This is a genomic window from Pseudolysobacter antarcticus (assembly GCF_004168365.1).
Classification (GTDB): domain Bacteria; phylum Pseudomonadota; class Gammaproteobacteria; order Xanthomonadales; family Rhodanobacteraceae; genus Pseudolysobacter; species Pseudolysobacter antarcticus.
On sequence record NZ_CP035704.1, the window covers coordinates 3,093,705 to 3,114,079 of the forward strand.

The 20,375-nt window shown below is 57.9% G+C and carries 16 protein-coding genes; 8 read left to right on the plus strand and 8 right to left on the minus strand.

All coding sequences use genetic code 11. From position 1 onward, the window contains the following. Positions 1–32: 32 nt before the first annotated feature. The 5 genes from ELE36_RS13245 to ELE36_RS13265 all read left to right on the plus strand — a co-directional run bounded on the left by ELE36_RS13245 (position 33) and on the right by ELE36_RS13265 (position 6,619). Positions 33–587: an ECF-type sigma factor gene (locus ELE36_RS13245; RefSeq protein WP_165371607.1), complete on the plus strand. Its 555-nt coding sequence runs from the start codon at positions 33–35 to the stop codon at positions 585–587. Further along, positions 587–3,451, plus strand: a complete 2,865-nt coding sequence (locus ELE36_RS13250) for a serine/threonine-protein kinase (protein WP_129834056.1) — start codon at positions 587–589, stop codon at positions 3,449–3,451. The genes ELE36_RS13245 and ELE36_RS13250 overlap by 1 nt, the downstream gene beginning before the upstream one ends. A 263-nt stretch (positions 3,452–3,714) precedes the next feature. After that, on the plus strand, positions 3,715–4,206 hold the full coding sequence (locus ELE36_RS13255; protein ID WP_129834058.1) for a hypothetical protein: 492 nt from the start codon (positions 3,715–3,717) through the stop codon (positions 4,204–4,206). A gap of 25 nt (positions 4,207–4,231) precedes the next feature. Further along, a complete protein-coding gene (locus tag ELE36_RS13260; RefSeq protein ID WP_129834060.1) occupies positions 4,232–5,404 on the plus strand; it encodes a choice-of-anchor Q domain-containing protein in 1,173 nt (390 codons plus the stop codon). Between the two features lie 153 nt (positions 5,405–5,557). Next, a complete protein-coding gene (locus tag ELE36_RS13265; RefSeq protein ID WP_129834062.1) occupies positions 5,558–6,619 on the plus strand; it encodes a choice-of-anchor Q domain-containing protein in 1,062 nt (353 codons plus the stop codon). A gap of 82 nt (positions 6,620–6,701) precedes the next feature. Here the strand turns inward: ELE36_RS13265 and ELE36_RS13270 are convergent, their stop codons facing one another. The 3 genes from ELE36_RS13270 to ELE36_RS21015 are packed head-to-tail and all read right to left on the minus strand — an operon-like array spanning position 6,702 to position 8,436. Beyond that, positions 6,702–7,970 carry a multidrug effflux MFS transporter gene (locus ELE36_RS13270; protein WP_129834064.1) on the minus strand — a complete coding sequence of 423 codons (1,269 nt, stop codon included), beginning with the start codon at positions 7,968–7,970 and terminating at the stop codon, positions 6,702–6,704. A gap of 46 nt (positions 7,971–8,016) precedes the next feature. Beyond that, a complete protein-coding gene (locus ELE36_RS13275) occupies positions 8,017–8,280 on the minus strand; it encodes a hypothetical protein (protein WP_129834066.1) in 264 nt (87 codons plus the stop codon). A 27-nt stretch (positions 8,281–8,307) separates the two neighbouring features. Continuing rightward, positions 8,308–8,436: a hypothetical protein gene (locus ELE36_RS21015; protein ID WP_277987049.1), complete on the minus strand. Its 129-nt coding sequence runs from the start codon at positions 8,434–8,436 to the stop codon at positions 8,308–8,310. On the opposite strand from ELE36_RS21015, the gene ELE36_RS13280 reads away from it, so the two are divergent. The 3 genes from ELE36_RS13280 to ELE36_RS13290 all read left to right on the plus strand — a co-directional run bounded on the left by ELE36_RS13280 (position 8,430) and on the right by ELE36_RS13290 (position 14,272). After that, positions 8,430–9,914, plus strand: a complete 1,485-nt coding sequence (locus tag ELE36_RS13280; RefSeq protein ID WP_242512268.1) for an efflux transporter outer membrane subunit — start codon at positions 8,430–8,432, stop codon at positions 9,912–9,914. The genes ELE36_RS21015 and ELE36_RS13280 overlap by 7 nt on opposite strands. A 55-nt stretch (positions 9,915–9,969) precedes the next feature. Continuing rightward, positions 9,970–11,100, plus strand: coding sequence for an efflux RND transporter periplasmic adaptor subunit (locus ELE36_RS13285; protein WP_129834070.1), 1,131 nt, complete (start codon positions 9,970–9,972; stop codon positions 11,098–11,100). Between the two features lie 70 nt (positions 11,101–11,170). After that, positions 11,171–14,272 (plus strand): efflux RND transporter permease subunit, encoded by a 3,102-nt coding sequence (locus tag ELE36_RS13290; protein WP_129834072.1) that lies wholly within the window; start codon positions 11,171–11,173, stop codon positions 14,270–14,272. Between the two features lie 103 nt (positions 14,273–14,375). Here the strand turns inward: ELE36_RS13290 and ELE36_RS13295 are convergent, their stop codons facing one another. The 5 genes from ELE36_RS13295 to ELE36_RS13315 form a co-directional block, all read right to left on the minus strand. After that, positions 14,376–15,689, minus strand: coding sequence for a tetratricopeptide repeat protein (locus ELE36_RS13295; protein WP_129834074.1), 1,314 nt, complete (start codon positions 15,687–15,689; stop codon positions 14,376–14,378). Between the two features lie 53 nt (positions 15,690–15,742). Beyond that, on the minus strand, positions 15,743–17,056 hold the full coding sequence (locus ELE36_RS13300) for a tetratricopeptide repeat protein (RefSeq protein WP_129834075.1): 1,314 nt from the start codon (positions 17,054–17,056) through the stop codon (positions 15,743–15,745). 150 nt (positions 17,057–17,206) lie between these two features. Further along, complete coding sequence (locus ELE36_RS13305) at positions 17,207–18,829, minus strand: HD domain-containing phosphohydrolase (RefSeq protein ID WP_129834077.1); 1,623 nt, start codon at positions 18,827–18,829, stop codon at positions 17,207–17,209. Between the two features lie 92 nt (positions 18,830–18,921). Next, the gene (locus ELE36_RS13310; RefSeq protein WP_165371608.1) at positions 18,922–19,599 is read right to left on the minus strand and encodes a CPBP family intramembrane glutamic endopeptidase; all 678 of its coding nucleotides are present in this window, start codon (positions 19,597–19,599) and stop codon (positions 18,922–18,924) included. 158 nt (positions 19,600–19,757) lie between these two features. Then, a complete protein-coding gene (locus tag ELE36_RS13315; protein ID WP_129834081.1) occupies positions 19,758–20,312 on the minus strand; it encodes a TetR/AcrR family transcriptional regulator in 555 nt (184 codons plus the stop codon). Positions 20,313–20,375 lie beyond the last annotated feature (63 nt).

Sequence of the window (20,375 nt, forward strand, 5' to 3'; positions counted from 1 at the left end):
CATCGCTTCAGCAATGCTTTCAGGAGCGTGTCTTGAGCGACACCACACAGCAAGGGCGCACGCAAGCGGCGGCTGACACGGCGTTGCCGGAGCACCTGGATGCGCGTGTGTATTCCGAACTGATGAAGCTCGCACGCGCGCAACTCGCGCGCGCCGGCACGATGTCGTTGGATGCGCCCTCGCTGGTGCACGAAGCCTATTTGCGGCTGCAACGTCAGGGCGCGATCAACGCGGCGCAACGAAATATTTTCTTCGCATATTCAGCCCAAGTGATGCGCAGTGTAATTATCGATTACGTGCGTGAGCGGCGCGCGCAGAAACGCGGCGGTGGCGAGCGTTTGCTGACTTTGACGACCGGCATTCCGGGTATTGATATCGGCGAAGACAGTATCGAGCATCTGCACGAATCGATGCAGGCGTTGCGCCAGATCGACGAGCGTTCGCACCAAGTGGTTGAGCTGCGTTATTTCGGCGGACTGACCGAAGCCGAAATTGCCGACGTGCTCGGCGTCTCGGTGCCGACGGTGAAACGCGACTGGCGCAAGGCGCGCGCTTTCCTGTTCGATGCGATGGGCACGACTGGCTGATGTCCAGCCCCAAAGATAATTCCGCAGGCGCATTTGCATTGTTCGCGCAGTGGCTGGATGCGGATGCCGATGCACGGATAACTCTGCTCGAAAATATCGCGCGACAGGATGCTTCGCTGCATCAGCGTTTGCTGGCGTTGATCCGAGCCGATCATGATGCTGACCGCGCTGCGTTTCTCATCGACAATGCCATGCTCGATGTCGCCACCACGCATGCGCCGCTAGCCGAAGCCGATGTCAGCGGACAACGATTCGGCGCATGGATTCTCGAACGCACGATCGGCACCGGCGGCATGGGCCAGGTCTGGCTGGCGCACCGCGCCGACGGTCAGCATGCGGGCGTGGCGGCGATAAAAATGTTGCGTATGGCGATTGCTGACACACGCGCGAATCAGCGGTTCGCACAGGAGGGCCGCATCCTCGCGCAGCTCAGCCATCCGCATATCGCGATGCTGCTCGACGCCGGATTCAGCAGCGATGGTCAGCGTTATCTGGTGCTGGAATACGTCGATGGCCAGCGTATCGATCAGTGGTGCGATGCGCGCCGCCTCGATCTGCACGCGCGCATCCAATTGTTCTTGCAGGTGTGTGCGGCCGTCGCGCATGCGCACGCGCATCTGATCGTGCATCGCGATCTGAAGCCGTCGAATATTCTTGTGCTCGATGATGGCAATGCCAAGCTGCTCGATTTTGGTATCGCCAAGCTGCTTGAAGTGGATAACGAAACTGCGGCGGGATTGACCGGAGAAACCTTCGCCGCGTTGACTCCAGGTTATGCCGCACCGGAACAGATCACCGGCGCGGCGATCACCATCGCCACTGATGTGTATGCGCTTGGCGTCATTCTTTTTGTATTGCTCGGCGGGCGCAATCCGCACGGCTCGACGCGTGCCACGCCGGTGCAATTCGCGCGAGCGGTAGTGGATGGCGAACCGAAGCGACTTTCCGATTTCGATGGCGTGACCGATCTTGCCGCTGTCGCCACGGCACGCGCGATCAGCGTCGATCGGCTGCGATCTGCGTTGCGTGGTGATCTCGAAATCATCGTCGCCAACGCGATGAAAAAACTGCCGGCGCAACGCTACGCAAACGTGCAGGCGTTTGCCGACGACTTGCGCCGGCATCTGGAAAATCGACCGATTGCAGCGCGCGCCGATAGCAGCTGGTATCGACTGCGCAAGTTTGCGCGACGCAACTGGTTGCCGCTGGTCGCCAGCGCAGCGTTGATGATGGTGGTGATCGGCAGTGCGGTGATCATCGCAGCCCAAGCGCGTCAAACCGCACGCGAGGCGCAATCGACGCTCGCGGTGAAGGACTTTCTGTTCGGCTTGTTTATTGCGGTCGATCCCACAATCGCCAAGGGCCGCGATATCAGCGCGCGCGAATTGCTTGATCGCGGCCGTGAACATCTCGACGCCGATGCCCACGGCGATCCGGCATTGAAAGCTGAATTGCAATCGGTGCTTGGTCGGATCTACTCGCAGCTCGGGCATTACAGTGAGGCTGCCGACTTGCAAAAACATGCACTCGATAGCGTGATCGCCAGCGACGATACTTCATTACGCCGGGTAATTGCCGAACTCGACTACGGCGCCACGTTGCGCAGCAACGGTGATTTCGCCGCCGCCAAATCTTTAGTGGAGGCTGCGCATACGCATTTGCAGGCGCTCTCAAAAGTGCCGGCCGAAGTGCAGGTTCGGGTAATGACCAGTGTGGCCGAAGTGCACCTGTCGCAGCGCGATTTTGCCACATCCAAGAAATACGCCGACGCTGCCGTCGCGATCACCGAGCACTCGGCAGTGAGCAACTATATGCTGGGGCAAGCGCACTGGACCCGCGCCAACGCGGAATGGGGATTGCACTCATCCGTCGCCGCAGAGGCAGATTATCGCGAGGCACTGCGTCTCATGACGATGAGCGACGGCGCGGACAGCCCGTTGGTGGGGCGCCTGCACGGCAATATCGCGATGGCACTGCGCGGCCAATCGCGTTATGCGCAGGCGCTGGAGGAAAGCGAAAAGGGTTTGGCGATCGAAACGAAATCGCTCGCGCCGGATCATCCCAGTCTGCTCGTCAACCGTGGTTATCTGGCGCTGACGCATTTCCTGCTCGGTCATTATCGGCAAGCGCGCGAGATCTTCGAGGAGGTCGATGCGCTGCAACGCAAAGTCGGCGGCGACGACGCGCCGGCGCGCGCAGGAACGCTGGCCAATCTCGGCTCGGATCTGATCGAGATCCCCGACCTTGCAGCGGCGGAAAAGACCTTTGCCGAATCGATGCGCGTCTTCGAAAAAAAATACGGGCGCGCATTTGACGGCACGCAAACGGCGCTGAAAGGTCTGGCGAGTGCGCATGTTTTGCAAGGCAGGCTGGATATCGCCAAAGCCGAACTCATCGAGGTTCAGCAGAATATCGACAAGCAACCCAGCAACGGCGAAGTCGCTAACTATTACTGGCGTGGCGAGGTGGCTCGCGCCCAGCATGACTTTGAAGCGGCCGTGGCACTGGATCGTCAAGCGCTGCAGATCGCGCTGAAAAATTATGGCGAAATCGGGCGTTATCCCGCGCTCGCCCATCACTATCTCGGTCTTGCCCTGCGCGATGCCGGCAAGATCGATGAGGCCGAGCTGGAATTGCGCGCCGCACTTTCCGCGTTCGGCTACATCGAGCACGCGTTTCATCCGTGGGCGGCAACCACGCGCATCGAACTCGCCCAGCTGCTGGCGACACGCAAGGAGGGCCTTGTCGAGAGTCAACGCCTGATCACCGAGGCGGTCACAATCCGCGAACAATTTTTCGGTGCCGATGATGCCCGCAGCCGCGCCGCGCGCAGCTTGCTGTTGCGAACACCTGACCAACACTGATCGCGCAAAAGACGTCAGATCACGACGCTTGCCGTAAAGACGAGATCGCCTTTCTCTGCGCTAGCGCTGCCCGCGCCAAGCGACTGATTCCGCTCCGCAACCAAACTTCGACATGCGTCGCATCGATGGCGATGATCCTTTTGGACGCGCAATTGCGTCTGTAGATGCACACCGAAACGGAGTGCTTGTACCCGTCTCTTCTCCGGTTTCGAATTGCAACGCAACTTCTTTTTTTATTCAAGATTCACTCACTGGAGAAACGTATGCGCTCGTTGCGAAATGTTGTGGCTACAACCGCGATGTTGCTGGCGATTTCGACGCTGGCAACCGCTGCGGACAAAGCCAGCGGTTCGGTAACTCTCAAAACCACGGTCGGCATGGTTAAGTACGCCGTTCTGGTACGTGGACCAGACGAGATGAACTCGGGCAAAACCCTGTTGCGGATTTACCTGTCGAGTGCCGACATTGGCGCGAAGATCAAGGCATGCAAAACCCTGCACTGCGCGGACGCAACACTCGAGGATGGCGCGATGGTCGATTATAGCGAAGCGCGTCACCTCGATTATTCAGTCAAGTTGAATGGTCAACGCATGCAATATTCCGGCGCAACTGATGCCAGCGCGTTCGCGCTCGCAAGCGGCTCGCCGAATCATCTGGTCGGCAAATTGCATGTCGATGATAGTGCTGCAGGCGGCGCAAAAATCGATGCAGATTTTGACCTGACTCTGGTTAGCACCTTCACGACGGTACGCTGACGCAGACAGTGATGTGGAGAGTCGCATGAACTCGATGAATCCACAAAAGTCGTTGCGCTCAAACAGTCCGCAGCGGCGCAAAAGGATGTTCGCGACGCGGCCGAAAAAACTCCCACACAACTCGCAGCTCACCGACTCGTGGTGGCTGCGCTTGGATCGTGGCGTGAGCTTTGCGATACGCGCGGCACTCGCTTTCCTCGGGATGCTGCTGATCGTTTGCGCGGATATGCGCAGCGCCAACGCGACGGTGTTCTGTGGCAATTCCGCCGCCAGCATTCAAGTCTCGCTGAGCGCGACGCAAAGCAATAATGAGGACGATGAAGTCCGCATCGCCGCCGGCCAATATCTGCTGAGCACGCCGCTGATCTATCAGTCGACGCAAGCGCATTCGATAACGATCAGCGGCGGCTGGAATGCCAACTGCACGAGTTTCAACGGCGCGGCAACCGTGCTCAACGGCCAGAGCACAGTGCGGCCACTATTCATTCTCGCTAGCGGTGGTGGCGGCGTGAACGTGTCGTGGCTGACCTTCAGTTACGGCGTGGAAACCAACAACGGCGGTGGTGGTTTGTACGTGAGCACCGATTCCGGTGCGATCACGATCGACCTGAATCGCTTCTCGTTCAATCACGCCACCAACCTCGGCGGTGGCTTGAACGCGTACTCGTTGTCGGGCGAGCTGCGCGTGCGTGGCAATGTCGCCTTCGGCAACAGCGCAGCATCCGGCGGCGGGTTCGAGCTGACCAGTTATGCCGCCAACAGTTACGTGATCGGCAACACCATCGTCGGCAACAGCAGCGCTGACAGCACAGGCGGTGGCGGCTTGTATCTCGCCGGCGTGTATTTCTGGCTCAGCAACAATATCGTCTGGAACAACAACGCCAACAGCGCCGTCGATATGCGCGCTGCAGCACCCCATGCGCGCATCGACAACGATATCGGCAGCTCCAGTAGCAACGCCGCCGATCCGCTGCACAACGTCGGCAATATCAACGTAAATCCGGGTTTTGCGTCATGCGCCTTGTTGTGCCAGGACTTCGAACTGCTGCCGACCTCGGCGCTGGTCAACGCCGGTGAAAACGCGCCGGTCGGTGGCGCGCTTGATTCAGATCTGAATCTTGGCGGTCGTGCAATCGGCACTCATGCCGACATCGGTGCGTTCGAGTCCGACGTGCTGCTGCGCAACGGCTTCGATTGATCGAGTGAGCTTGCGCGTGATCCCTCGATGCGCCGATTTACGTCTGTAGGTTTTGCGGTGTATGCGACCCTCGATGGCGTCGCAAAAACCGGTACGGACAAAATCAACATGCCACGCCCAACCCTGTTCACCACGCACATAGCGGAGATCTCGATGCAAATACATAATCGTTTGTTGCCGATCCTGATTTCTTTTGTCGCAATGTTTTTTTGTGCGAACGTGCGTGCCGCCTTGTTTTGCGTCAACAGCGTGGCCGGACTGAATTTTGCGCTCACCACATCGCAGGATAATGGCCAGAACGACCAGATCGATATTGTTGCGGGAAGCTACGCACTGAATGCCGGTGGTTTGCAATTTTTTTCCAGCGAAGCCAACAGCATCACAATCTTCGGCGGCTATAACGCCGATTGCTCGCAACTCACCACCGCAGTGACGTCGTTGAACGGCGAAAACATCTATCAGGTATTGCGGGTCATCCAGTCTTCGACCTCGGCGGCGGCGAGCATACATATCGAACGCATCACCTTCATCGCCGGCAAGACCGGCGCCGATGGCGGCGGTGGATTGTTTGCGACCGCGCAAAACGGCGACGTGCGCATCGAAAGCAATCGCTTCCTGCTCAACCATGCCGAAAACTATGCCGGCGCGATCTACATCAATATCGGTGGCCTGATCACGTTGCGCAACAATCTGTTTTATCTCAACAGCGCGCTGCAGATGGGAGTTGGCGAGCTGCAGACCTCGAACAGCGTCGCCTACATCACCGGTAATACGATGATCAACAACAGTGCCGCGACCGTGACCAATGGCATCGGCGGCTTGTATGTCGAGAGCAATTCCGGCACGAATTTCTGGCTCAGCAACAATATCCTGTGGAACAACAATGCCAACGGCGGCGTCGATCTTTACGCCGGCGCCAGCGTAATCCTGCGCAACAACGATATCGGCACATCAGCCTTCGTTTTGCCGAATGCGCTGAGCCAGAACAATCAAAGTGTCGATCCGGATTTCGCGCCTTGTGTTGGACTGCTGTGCAGCAGCTTTGAACTCAAGCGCGGCTCGCCGCTGGTTGACGCCGGCATCGACAATCCGCCGACCGGCCTGGGAAGTTATGATCTTGCAGGCAAGCTGCGCACGATCGGGCCACACGTCGATATCGGTGCGTTCGAGGAGGATGTGATCTTTGCCAGCGGGTATGAGGGCGGCCCGTTTTGATTCGATGTTTTTGATGCAAATCGCTGCGATGAAATATCGACGGATCGACGTGGACGTGGACTTAATCAGGACAACGCTGGGGTCAAATCTGCGGCTCGGCTTCTTCTTCCATCGCCACGGCATCCGCGCTCGCGCAACTGTGCGCGTCGAGTTCGCGTTTGCCGACGCGCAGGAACCATAACCACGTGACAAAACCGAGCACGGTCTGCGTGGCCGCACCAATCGCCAGCCATAATGCGCTGCCGGAAATCAGTGGTGAAATCACGCCGGCCAGCAACGTGCAATACAACAAGCTGACCACAGCCTGCATCGACGATGCGGCACCGCGATAACGCGGGAAACGATCGAGGATCAGCAACGTGATCGTAGGTGAACAAAGCGAGATGCCGATCGCACCGAAGCCGATCAGCAGCACCGACCACGGCAACATTGGCAGCGGCGAAAACAACGCAAGTGCGATGCTCAGCGCGGCGGCGACCAGCATCAGCTGATAACCGATCCGCACGGTGCGCTCGGCACTCACTCGCCCAGCCATGCGACCCGACAGCACCGCACCGAACAGCATGCCGCCGATCGCCGGTACAAACAGCCAGCCGAAACTGTGTTCATCGAGATGCAGCAGTCCGAACACATAGGCTGGTGCCGAGGAGATATAAAGAAACAGCGCACCGAAATTGAACGCGCCGGACAACGCCAGCGGCTGGAACGACGGATCGCGCAGGATTTCGCCGTAAGTGCGTACCAGGCCGCGCGGCGAGATGCCGACGCGATGTTCGTGCGCATGGGTTTCCGGCAGCAGCGCAAAACTCGCAAGCAGGATCACGCTTGCAAACAACGTGAGAAACCAGAAGATCGCATGCCAGCCGGCAAGCCCGAGCACCCAGCCGCCAATGATCGGCGCAAGCGCCGGCGCGATGCTGAACATCATCGTGATATTCGACATCAGCCGCTGCGCATCGGCACCGGCGTAACAATCGCGCACGATCGCGCGCCCGACAATCATGCCGACGCCGGCCGAGGCGCCCTGCAATACACGAAATGCGAGCAGCACCGGCAAGGTAGGTGCGAGTGCACAGCCGATCGATGCCAGTAGAAAAATCATGAGGCCCGCGATGATCACACGACGCCGGCCCAGCGTGTCGGACAGCGGTCCGTGCACGAGTGACATCAATGCATACGCGCCAAGATACGCGCTCAAGGTTTGCTGCACGGCCAGCGAATTGGCGCCGAATTGCGCACCGATCTGTGGAAAGGCGGGGAACATCGTATCGATGGAGAACGGGCCAAGCATGGCGAGACCGGCCAGCAAGGGCGCGAGTCGCGCATGACCCGCTACACGCGGAGAGTTCATGATATGGGCACTGTTACACGACGCTGCACGCGTGATGCGCGCGGGTTCATAGCATAGCATTCGCGATATCATGCTTCGCATCGGCTGATTGGTCTGGCGCACTGAATCGGAGCGGAAGTTGACGCGTGAATGCAGTCTCGATTTTTGAGATGCCGCCGAGGTTCAATATCGCGATTGAGATGAGCATGCCGCCGTTGCGTGACTTCTGGCATACAAAAAGATCAATCCGCGCAATATGATGCAAACAAAATAATCTTTTTTGCTGCTGGCACTTGTGCATCGCGAAGCCGTCCCCAGTTCCTGTACTCATCAGTATTTTTTTGCTCCGAATTTCGCATCACATTGGGGAAACTGTCTGGCGCGTATCGTCAAACAGGTTATGAACTGATAACCAAAACGAGGCTTTCGATGTTGTTGCAATCTCGCCTTCCGGCACCGCCGTGCCATGCTCGAAAATCTGTGTCACCGATCCTTTCCGCGCTGGTTTTCAGTGCAGTGCTGCTGAGCGGCTGCGCCGCAGTCGGCCCTGATTTTCAGCATCCGGCATCGCCCGATGCAGCGCGCTACACCGAAACGCCGCTGGCAAAACAGACGGTGAGCAGCGCCGGTGCGGGCGGCAAGGCCCAGCGATTTATAGAAGGCCAGGATATTCCGTCGCAGTGGTGGCAGGTATTTCATTCCGATGCGCTGAATGATTTGATCAAGCGCGGGCTGGCACACAATCCCACCCTGGAAGCTTCGCAGGCATCATTGCGCCAGGCGCAGGAAAATCTGCGGGCCGAAGTAGGTTCTGCCTATTATCCGGCAGTGACCGGTTCACTCGGCGCGCAGCGCGAAAAGGCGTCGGCAGCGCAGCTCGGTGGCGCAGCAGGTGGCAGTAGTGAGTTCAGCCTGTACAACGCATCGGTGAATATTTCCTACACGCTGGATGTGTTCGGCGGCGCGCGGCGCGAAGTCGAGGCCTTGCGCGCGCTGGTGGATTATCAGCAATACCAGTTGCAGGCGAGCACGCTCACCTTGACCGCGAACATCGTAACTAGCGCGATCAACGAAGCGTCGTTGCGCACGCAGATTGCTGCCACGCACGAGCTGATCGATTCGCAGCAGAACGAGCTCAAGGTGATCCAGACACAGTTCGATCTCGGCGCAGTATCGCGTGCCGAAGTATTGCTGCAACAGACCCAGCTCGCACAAACACGCGCCACCTTGCCACCGCTGGAAAAAGGTCTGTCGCAAACTCGTAATGCGCTGGCGATTCTGGTCGGCAGCCTGCCCGCCGATGCAGAGTTGCCCTCGTTCGATCTCGACAAATTGCAGCTGCCTGCGGAATTGCCGATCAGCCTGCCCGCCGAACTCGTGCGCCAGCGCCCCGACGTACGCGCTGCCGAAGCACTGCTGCATCAGGCCAATGCGCAGATCGGTGTGGCCACGGCGAATCAATTGCCGCAGTTCACCTTGAGTGGCAGCATCGGTTCCAGTGCAACACGCACCGGCGATCTGTTTTCATCCGGTAGCAGCGTGTGGAATATCGGCGCCAATCTGCTTGCACCGATTTTCAATGCGGGTTCGCTTTCGGCGAAACGCCGTGCTGCCGTGGCGGCTTACGATGTCTCCGCCGCGCAGTACCGTTTGAGCGTGCTGACCGCATTCCAGAACGTCGCCGATACCTTGCGCGCGCTCGAAACTGATGCGCAGGCGTTGCAGGCGCAGACCGATGCCGAATCCGCCGCGGCTGAAGCGCTGACGATGAATCGCACGCAATACCAACTCGGCGCCATCAGCTACCTGCAGCTGCTGCTGGCCGAACGCCAATATCAGCAATCGCATATCAGCCGAATCCAGGCGCAGGCCGCACGTTATGCCGATACCGCAGCGCTGTTTCAGGCACTTGGCGGCGACTGGGGCAATGCTAACGCCGATACTGCATTGATCACCGCGCCGTAAAAATCCGCTTTTATTCGACTCACGACTTATTCGATTTTTTTGGGAGATTCATCCAATGACCAAGCGCATGATAATCATGCTGATCATTGTCGGCCTGTTGTTCGGCGGCATTTTTGGCTTTCAGGCCTTCAAGGGTTCCATGATCAAGAAGTACATGGCGTCCGCCGGCAACCCGCCGCAAACGGTGTCGTCGATCAAGGCGACCGTGGAAGATTGGCAACCACAGATCGAAGCCGTGGGTTCGTTGCGCGCTTTCCGCGGCGCGGATCTGAGCAGTGAAGTGGCGGGCATCGTCGAGGAGATCAAGTTCGAGTCCGGCGCAGAAGTCAAGGCCGACAGCGTGCTGGTGCAACTGCGTGCCGAGGACGATATCGCCAAGCTCGAATCGCTCAAGGCCGCCGCCGGTCTGGCCGGCATCACCTACAAGCGCGATCAGGCTCAGTTCGCCGCAAAAGCTATCGCGCAGGCCGTGGTCGATACCGATGCCGCGAACCTGAAGTCCGCCAATGCGCAAGTGGCACAGCAAGCGGCGCTGGTTGCGAAAAAAACCATCCGCGCACCGTTCGCAGGTCGGCTTGGCATTCGTGCCGTGGACATCGGCCAATATCTGCAACCCGGCACCAAGGTCGTGACTCTGCAATCGTTGGATCCGATCTTTGTCGATTTTTCATTGCCACAACAATCGCTGAGCCAGATCAAGGTCGGGCAAACGCTGGTCGCACTCAGCGATGCTTATCCGAATGAAAAATTCAGCGGGGAAATCGCTGCGATCAATCCGGTAGTCGATGCCGCCACGCGCAACGTGCAGGTGCGCGCCACCCTGAAGAATGATCAGCTCAAGTTGCTGCCAGGCATGTTCGCCACAGTCGATATCGCGTCTGGCGCTGCCAACCACAACATCACGCTGCCGCAAACGGCGATCACCTACAACCCATACGGCAACACCGTGTATCTGGTGAACCACGACGGCAAGGATGACAAGGGCAAGGACAAGTTCGTCGCCAAGCAGGTGTTCGTGAATACCGGTGGCACGCGCGGCGATCAGGTGACAGTGCTGGATGGCGTGAAGGAAGGCGACGAAGTCGTGACCTCCGGCCAGGTGAAGTTGCGCAACGGCTCAACCATCCTGATCAACAACAGCATCACGCCGAGCAACAATCCGAACGCCCAACCCAAGGACAACTGAGTTACCGCGCTGCGCGTTTGCGCGAGCGCGTTGCACATCGAACGCAGTCGTATTTGCTCAGAGGTTGAACATGAAATTCACCGACATTTTTATCCGGCGCCCAGTGCTGGCTACCGTGGTCAGTTTGCTGATCCTGGTGCTTGGCTTGCGCTCCGTCACCACCCTGCCCGTGCTGCAATATCCGTACACCGAAAACGCCGTGGTCACGGTCAGCACGACATATTTCGGCGCGGATCCTGATCTGGTTGCAGGCTTTATCACCACGCCGCTGGAAAACGCCATCGCGCAAGCCAACGGCATCGATTTTCTCACGTCCAGCAGTTTCAGCAGCACCAGCTCCATCACCGCCAACCTGCGTCTGAATTACGACTCGGACAAGGCGCTGACCGAGATCAATACCAAGGTCAACTCGGTATTGAACCAATTGCCGACCGGCTCGCAACAGCCTGTGCTGAACGTCAAGATCGGCCAGACCATCGACTCGATGTACATCGGTTTCGCCAGCGACGTATTGCCGCCGAACAAGATCACCGACTACCTGATCCGCGTGGTGCAGCCGAAACTGCAGGCCATCGAAGGTATTCAGACTGCCGAATTGCTTGGCAGCAAACTGTTCGCGCTGCGAGTGTGGCTCGATCCGCAAAAACTCGCCGCGTATGGACTGACCGCGACCGACATCAATACCGCGCTTGCCAACAACGATTATCTTTCCGGCCTCGGTAGCACCAAGGGCGAGATGATCCAGGTTAATCTGACCGCATCGACCAGCCTGCATTCGCTGGAAGAGTTCCGCAACCTGGCGATCAAGCAGGCGAACGGTGCCATCGTGCGGTTGCAGGATGTGGCCAACGTCACGCTCGGCTCCGAAGATTACGAATCGGCAGTCGGCTTCGACGGCAAGAAAGCCGTATACATCGGCATCCAGGTAGCGCCCGCTGCCAATCTGCTGAGCGTGATCAAGAACGTGCGCGCGGCGTTCCCCGAAATCCAAGCGCAATTGCCACAAGGCTTGACCGGCGAAATCGTTTACGACGCCACCAAGTTCGTCAACAGCTCGATCAGCGAAGTGATTAGCACCCTGCTCGAAGCGTTGCTGATCGTGGCGTTTGTGGTGTTCGCTTTCCTCGGCTCGCCACGCTCGGTACTGATTCCGCTGATCGCAATTCCGCTATCTCTGGTGGGCACATTCACGGTGATGCTCGCCGCCGGATTCTCGATCAACTTGCTCACGTTGCTGGCTCTGGTGCTAGCCATCGGCCTGGTGGTGGACGACGCCATCATCGTCGTCGAAAACGTCAACCGGCATATCGAGGACGGCATGAAACCGTTCCAGGCTTCACTGCTCGCGGCACGTGAACTGCTCGGCCCGATTATCGCCATGACCATCGTGCTGGTGGCAGTGTATGTGCCGATCGGTTTCCAGGGCGGCCTGACTGGCGCGCTGTTCAGCGAATTCGCCTTCACCCTGGTCGGCGCCGTGACGATCTCCGCGATCGTCGCGTTGACCTTGTCGCCGATGTTGTGCGCGCGTCTGCTGAAAACGCACCAGAGCGATCGTAGCGGCTGGGAAGAACGCCTGACCGATTTCATTGACCGGCGCTTCGACGAAATCCGCCGCCCATATCAGCGCATGCTGCACGACAGTCTGAATTTTCTGCCGGTCACTGTGGTGTTCGCGCTGATAATTCTCGGCAGCATTTATTTCCTCTACGGCGGCGCGAAAAGCGAACTGGCACCGCAGGAAGACCAAGGCATCGTCATCGCATTTTCGAGCTCCGCGCCGAACGCGACGCTGCAACAGCGCCAGCTCTATTCACGCGCGGTGTACGACACGTTCAAGAAATACGACGAGATGGATCACGTTTTCCAGATCGATGCGCCCGGTCAATCCATCGCCGGCATGGTGCTCAAGCCTTGGGATGCGCGCAAAGCCACAGCCAGCGAACTCCAGCCGAAAATCCAGACCGATCTTTCGGGAATTGCCGGATCGCGCATTTCGGTATTTCAGCCGCCACCGTTGCCGGGCAGTAACGGCTTGCCGGTGCAGTTCGTGATCGGCACCACCGAATCGTTTGCCAATCTCAATGGTGTGGCCTCGCAGTTGTTGCAGGAGGCGCAGAAGAGTGGTCGTTTCATGTTCATCGACAGCGATCTGAAAATCGATCAGCCGCAATCGCAGGTCGAAATTGATCGTGATAAAACCACGCAACTGGGCTTGTCGATGCGCGATGTCGGTAATGCACTGGCCTCGATGCTGGGCGGCGGTTATGTCAATTATTTCAGCATGTCCGGGCGTTCGTACAAGGTCATTCCGCAGGTGCAGCAGCAGTATCGACTCAACACCGATCAGCTGACCAATTATTATTTGCGCGCCGGTGATGGCAGTGCGATTCCGTTCTCGACCATTGCCCACGTCACTACCAAGACCGTGCCGCAATCGCTGAACCATTTCCAGCAATTGAATGCCGCCACCTTGTCGGGCGTGCCATTTCCGGGCGTATCTTCCGGTGAAGCACTGGACTATCTGAAAGACTTGGCAGCGCGCACTTTGCCGCAGGGTTATTCGGTGGATTACGCCGGACCGTCGCGCCAGTTCCAGCAGGAATCCAGCGGCTTCGTCACCACGTTCATTTTTGCGTTGATCATCATCTTCCTCGCGCTCGCGGCGCAGTTCGAAAGCTTCCGCGATCCGATCATCATCCTGATCTCGGTACCGATGTCGATTGCCGGCGCGTTGATTTTCATCAGCCTCGGCATCGGTGGCGCCAGCCTGAATATCTATACGCAGGTGGGCCTGGTGACGTTGATGGGATTGATCAGCAAACACGGCATTTTGATCGTGGAGTTTGCCAACGGCTTGCAGGCTGAAGGCAAATCGAAACGCGAGGCGATCGAGGAAGCCACCGGCATTCGTCTGCGTCCGATCCTCATGACCACCGCGGCGATGGTGCTAGGCGTGATGCCGCTGATCATCGCCAGCGGCGCGGGCGCGGTGTCGCGTTTCAACATGGGCCTGGTCATCGCCAGTGGCCTGACCATCGGCACGTTGTTCACCCTGTTTGTGGTGCCGGCAATGTATTTGTTGCTCGCGGCTGATCATCACAAGCATGCCGAGGAAGACGACGACAAACTGGACTCGGCTCACACCCCGGCGCTACCGGCCGCGCACTGATCGAACGCCGGGCAACGATAGTCGTCGTTGCTCCGCGCATTGCACTCAAGTGAGTTTTCAAAAAAAAGCGGGATGTCGAACACCGACATCCCGCTTTTTTTATTCAGGCCTTGTGCGCAACGGCGATGAAACCGGCGATGGGAACATCGCCGCCGTCGAATCTCAGGTCAATCATCTCGAAGCTGCAGCTGCTGAAGCCGGCATCACGACATAAAATCTCGATTGACTCGCGTGAATGGGCGTAGCGTTTGCTGGAACGCAATACCAAGGCGCCTTCTGCTGAATCCGCTGTTTCGCAAGAAAAAATCATCGCACCGCCGTGACGCAAAACGTGAAACGCTGCGGGGATAATTTCAGACAAGTCACCAACGTAGATGAACACATCGTTGGCGGCAATGTATTCGAACGACTCGGGCGATATGCGGCGCAGCTCGTCAAGCAAATCCGCCTGCCGCAACTCGGTATACACTCCGTGCGGAACCGCCTTTTCAAGCATCTTCGCCGAAACATCCACACCGACAAACGCGCCAGAAATTGGGCCAAGATATACACCGAGCAGGCCGGTACCGCAGCCCAGATCAAGTACGCTTGTATGGAGTCCAGAGGAGCCATCGCGAATCATCTCAGCGACACGTTTTGGCACACGATATTTGAGCTCGCCGACCAGATGCTTGTCGAATCGATTGGCATACCCATCGAACAAGTCCTGGGTCATTTCCCGCGGCTGGGTGAGTGGCGTCTCTCCACGCGCCACCGCCAGATAGAATGTCAGCGTCGGATTGCCAGGCGACAATGCAATCGCACGCTGCAGCACTTCAACTGCCTCCTCTTTCCGATCGAGTCCGATCAGGCAAGCACCGAGCCAGCCGAGCACAAACCAGTCGTCCGGATCCTGCACCAGTGCATTACGCCAATGCGCTTCGGCATCACGATAATCACCTAGTGCAATCAGGCATATGCCCAGCGCCTTGGTAATGCGGGTATCGGTTGGCTTCAGCGCAAAGGCGGCTTGCAGATGGCGCCGCCCGGTGAGCGTATCGCCTGCCGCATGCGCCACCGCGACTGCGACCTCCAGCACCGTTAAATCTTTCGGCACAAGCTCGACTGCACGGTTTGCGGTGGCCACTGCATCGTCGTGCCGTGCGAGACGCGAATACACCTTTGCCAATTCGAGGTGGCCCGGTGGCCAGCTCGGGGATATGGCGACCGCGTGTTGCAGTGATGCTATTTCCTGCTTCGGATTATTTGCTGCGCGTGCGAGCATTGCTGCGGCCAAATAGATGCGCGGATCCGCCGGCGTAGCCGCATTCAGCGCGTTGAGCGAGGTGGCGGCCTGTTGAAGTTTTCCTGCAGCAATATCCGCCTCGATGGCATGCAGCTTGGCGAGATTCGGGTCGAACGTTTTTGCTTGACTCATGAGACTCCAAATCGCACGCGAATATTTAAATGAGAGGTTTGAAGAAGCGCTACTTATTGCTTGTGCGCAACAGCAATGAAACCGGCTACCGGAATGGTTCCCTCGTCCAGTCGTAAATCAATCGGTTCGATCACACAACGACTGAACCCTGCATCGCGACATAACGCTTCAATCGATCGGCGCGAGTGTGCATAACGTTTACTCGGTCGCAGCACCAGCGCGCCTTCGTCATCGCTTGCCGTTTCGCATGAAAAAATCATCGTGCCACCGCTGCGCAGCGCCACGAAAGATGCCGGGATAATTTCGCAGAGATCGCCGACGTAGATAAATACGTCGTTGGCGGTAATGTAATCGAATGAACCAGGCGAAGTTCGCTGCAATTCTTCGAGCAGATCGGCCTGCCGCAAATCGGTGTAGACGTCGTAACGAACCGCTTGCTCGATCATCTTGACCGACACATCCACGCCGACAAATGCGCCCTTGATTCGCCCCAGATACGCGCCGAGCAGACCGGTGCCGCAACCGAGGTCGAGCACGCTGATATCGCGATCCTGGCGCGCCTTGAGAATGATCTCGGCAACTTTTATCGGCACGCGATATTTGAGCTTTCCGACCAGATGCTGATCGAACTGGCTGGCGTAACCATCGAAGAATTCGCGCATCAATTCTTTCGGCTGCGTGCGCGGAGTTTCGCCACGCGCAATGGCGAGATAAAAACGCAGGCTTTCGTTCTCCGGCACGAGCGCCGCGCCGTGCGCCAGAAAGGTCGCGGCTTCGTCTTTTCTGCCCAGCCCGATCAGGCACGTGCCGAGCCAACCCAGCGCAAACGGATCATCCGGATTTTTGTCCAGCACGCGACGCAAATGGATTTCGGCTTGCTCAAAATAACTTTGTTTGGCCAAGCTCACAGCGAGCGCCGATGTGATTTGCGTATCATCGGGCCGGAGCTCGAGGGCAGTCTGCAAATATCCCTGCGCAGCCACAAAATCTCCGGCCGCATTCGCGATCGCGACCGCAGCTTCGAGCACGTTGATTTCTCTCGGTTCAAGCACAGCCGCCTGATGGATGACAGCGATCGCTTGCGCATGCTGCCCTTCTCGCGACAATACCCGCGCAAGTTCGATCTGTGCCGGCAACCAGCGCGGCGCCGCCGCAATTGCGTGCTGCAAGGAAAGAATTTCCTGGCGCGGATTTTTCGCGGCTCGCGCGAGTATCGCCGCGGTCAGATAGATACGCGCATCCGTTGGCGAAGCGATACTGAGCGCATTCAATGCTGCGGCAGCTTCGCTAAATTTTCCCGTGGCAATGTCGGCTTCGATCGAGCGCAATTTAACGAGATTCGTATCTGGCGTATCTGCTTCTGTCATTCCTGTTCCAGCTGGCCGCGGTCACTCGACCGTTGTTGATTCAGCATGTTTCCAGATACTGTTTGGTTTGGCGCTTCGCGCATGCATCCTCAGCGGGCATCTAACGAGCATATGGCGAGGCTGCGTGGCAAAGTTTAACTCAGTAGCGATCTACGTCCGCTGCGGATCGCTTGTGGCAAGTTCCAGCGCAAAATCGGGGCTGATGCCCGGAATCTTTTTCCAGTCGATACGATCGATCTTGTCTGGATCGAGATATCGCAGCGCGTAATCGAGGTATACCCGCTCGCGCAGGAAGACATCGAACAGGTCCGGATCGATATGTCCGTCGCGTTTCATTTCGCCAAGAATAGATAAGGATTCGGACAGCGACTTGGCCGGTTTGTACGGACGATCGCGCGCGGTCAGCGCCTCAAAAATATCGGCGATGCCCATCACGCGTGCGGGGATGCTCATCTGCTCGCGCATGAGTCCTTTTGGATAACCCTTGCCGTCCATGCGCTCATGATGCCCGCCAGCGTATTCGGGTACGCGGCGCAGATGCGGCGGCCAAGGCAAGGCTTCGAGCATCTTGATCGTGACCACGATATGGTGATTGATGATCTCGCGCTCGGCAGACGTCAGCGTGCCGCGACGCACGCAGAGATTTTCGATTTCCTCATCGGACAACAACGGCGCGGTTTTTCCATCATGGGTGCGCCAGGATTTTTTCGCGAGCGCAACGATTGCCTGTATCTGCGTGTCATCCATGAATTCGCCGCCGGTGTTGCAGCGATGCACGAGTTCGCGATCAGCTGCGAGTTGCGCGCAGCGTTGTGCATAAGCGTGGGCATCGAGTTCGCCCTTGAGATGGGCGATTTCGGCATCGCGCAGCAATACTTCGAAGCGCGTGTCGACCAGCGCGATGCGGTCGAACAAGGTTTCGAGTTTGGTGGCCTTGTCGATCACATGTACCGGCGTGGTGATCTTGCCGCAATCGTGCAGCAACCCGGCAATCTTGAGTTCGTAGCGGTCGGTATCGCTCATGCGGAAATCCGCGAGTGGCCCGATCTTGCAACGCTCCGCCGCCGCGGCGAGCAGCATCGTCAAGATCGGCACGCGATCGCAATGGCCGCCGGTGTAAGGCGACTTTTCATCGATCGCGTTGTTGATCAGGCTGATCAGCGACTCGAACAGAACTTCGAGTTGTTCGACCAGCTGACGATTGTTCAACGCAATTGCCGCTTGCGACGCGAGCGATTCGACGAGTTGCTGATCGGCCGATGAAAACGCCCGCACCGCGCCGTCGGCATGCTTGGCGTTGATCAATTGCAGCACGCCGATAACGTTACCGGCATGATCCTTCATCGGCACGGTGAGAAAAGATTGCGAACGATAACCGGTGCCGCGATCGAACGCGTACGTGCCGGAAAAATCGAACCCGTGCGTAGCGTAAGCATCAGCAATATTCACCGTTTTGCCGGATAGTGCGGCGTGTGCAACCACCGTCGTATCGTTGCTGCTGCCGTCCTCGGCGTACAGCGGCAGCGGCGCGAATTTGATCGGCTGACCATGCTTGCCGCCAAGCACCAGTCCTAGCGTATCGTTGCGCACTACTTCAAAAACCAGTTGCCGATCACGCACGCGATACAAGGTTCCGCCATCGGCGTGGGCGAAATCGCGGGCGGCTTCGAGGATGCGTTCGAGCAGACTGTCGATATCGCGCTCGGACGACAACGCCACGCCGATCGAATTCAGCGTTTCCAGGCGCTGCAGGATTTCATCATCGCTATTCATGCTGGCATCCTTATCCGATCGCGTTGCGCTGAGTATTATCCACCCGCGCGCAATATTGAATCCGTCCCGATTACTTCATGACCCTCGCAGCATCAAACCGCTTCCAGCAGAAACCCAACCGCATCGGTGAGGAAGTGCGCGATCATGTTGGATGCGAGGTCGCGCCGCCACAGGTACATGCCGGTCAAAACAAGACCGCCAAATCCGGCGACGAGCAGATGCGCCCAGCCCCAGTAATCCAGGTGCGCATAAGTGAACGCGATGACCGAGATCAAGCCCGCCAGCCAGCGCAGGCCGGTGATTTCGGTGAGGCGTTCGATCGCGAATCCGCGATAGAAAATTTCCTCGAATACGGCGGCACGCACAACGACAACAAAGAGTAATCCGAACGGGAAATTCTCGGCCTCAGCGGTCTGACTTTGGTCCGACCAACCGAACTCGGGAAAAATCACGAGGTAGATGAATGCTATTCCGGCCATCATCACGATCGCGCCCGCGAAGCCGAAGAGCAGGCTTTTCCAATTCGGCCAATACAGCCCGATCGACGACAGGCCGCGACGCTCGAACAGAAGAATGTATCCGACAAGTAACACCGTGCACGCCCAAAAGATTGTTTCGCGTTCGATCTGCGCGGTCACGGTTAATCCCGGCGCCAGCATTCCTGCCAGCGGCAACTGCAGAATGAGCAGCACCAGCAGGGTTGCGAGCAGACGCAGGCGCGATCCATTCGTCTGGCCGGCATTCATCGCGGTGGAAATATTTTCTGTCATGACAAACTCTCGGATAGGCAACAACTCGGAACCAACATTTCGCGCTGTAGTAGAAACTCGGCGTTTCGTATACTTGGTTTTTGCGGCTCGCTGACGTTGCCGCGAAGTGATTTTGTGCATCGATGACTACATCGCAGTGTCGCTGCGGCGCCTGCGCGCTACGACGAAATATGCTTGCGCGCCAAGTCAACAAACAGGTCGATCGCGGCCGTGGTGCGCTTGCGATCACCCGTGCTCATGAACTCGATGAACAGACCATCGAATACCGAGCAGAACAATGTCGCCAACGTGGAATTCCGTTGCGGCTGCGGCAGCGCCGCCTGGATCAATTCAAGCCAGTTCATCGCATTGCCTTTGAGATATCCCGCGTAAACCGCGTTCTCTTGCGTCGCGAGAGTTTGCAATTGATAAAGCAATCGCAGATGACCGTAGTTCTCTTTCGCCAGCGCCCAATCCCAAAACGCCCGCAGCAGCGGAACACGGCGCGCGCCCGGCTTCACCGCCGAAAGCCGGGCAAACGAAATCTGCAAGCGCGCCTGCATTTCGGCCAGCACCTCGGCCACAAGTTTTTCTTTCGAACCGAAGTGGAAGATCAACAGCCGCGCGCTCGTGCCGACCGCTGCCGCCATCGGTCGCAGCGACAAATCCGCTACGCCGTTTTGCAACAGGTAATCGAGCAGGTTTTCGACTAATTCTTGTTTACGGTTCGCCATGAAACGAACGTTACATGTAACGATCGTTTCATGTCAAGCACAAAGCACGACCGCTTAAGCATT

Coding starts and splice junctions, on each gene's coding strand:
- ELE36_RS13250 (WP_129834056.1), top strand. CDS start 587: ATGTCCAGCCCCAAAGATAATTCCGCAGGCGCATTTGCATTGTTCGCG.
- ELE36_RS13255 (WP_129834058.1), top strand. CDS start 3,715: ATGCGCTCGTTGCGAAATGTTGTGGCTACAACCGCGATGTTGCTGGCG.
- ELE36_RS13260 (WP_129834060.1), top strand. CDS start 4,232: ATGAACTCGATGAATCCACAAAAGTCGTTGCGCTCAAACAGTCCGCAG.
- ELE36_RS13265 (WP_129834062.1), top strand. CDS start 5,558: ATGCAAATACATAATCGTTTGTTGCCGATCCTGATTTCTTTTGTCGCA.
- ELE36_RS13270 (WP_129834064.1), bottom strand. CDS start 7,970: ATGAACTCTCCGCGTGTAGCGGGTCATGCGCGACTCGCGCCCTTGCTG.
- ELE36_RS13275 (WP_129834066.1), bottom strand. CDS start 8,280: ATGAGTACAGGAACTGGGGACGGCTTCGCGATGCACAAGTGCCAGCAG.
- ELE36_RS13285 (WP_129834070.1), top strand. CDS start 9,970: ATGACCAAGCGCATGATAATCATGCTGATCATTGTCGGCCTGTTGTTC.
- ELE36_RS13290 (WP_129834072.1), top strand. CDS start 11,171: ATGAAATTCACCGACATTTTTATCCGGCGCCCAGTGCTGGCTACCGTG.
- ELE36_RS13295 (WP_129834074.1), bottom strand. CDS start 15,689: ATGAGTCAAGCAAAAACGTTCGACCCGAATCTCGCCAAGCTGCATGCC.
- ELE36_RS13300 (WP_129834075.1), bottom strand. CDS start 17,056: ATGACAGAAGCAGATACGCCAGATACGAATCTCGTTAAATTGCGCTCG.
- ELE36_RS13305 (WP_129834077.1), bottom strand. CDS start 18,829: ATGAATAGCGATGATGAAATCCTGCAGCGCCTGGAAACGCTGAATTCG.
- ELE36_RS13310 (WP_165371608.1), bottom strand. CDS start 19,599: ATGACAGAAAATATTTCCACCGCGATGAATGCCGGCCAGACGAATGGA.
- ELE36_RS13315 (WP_129834081.1), bottom strand. CDS start 20,312: ATGGCGAACCGTAAACAAGAATTAGTCGAAAACCTGCTCGATTACCTG.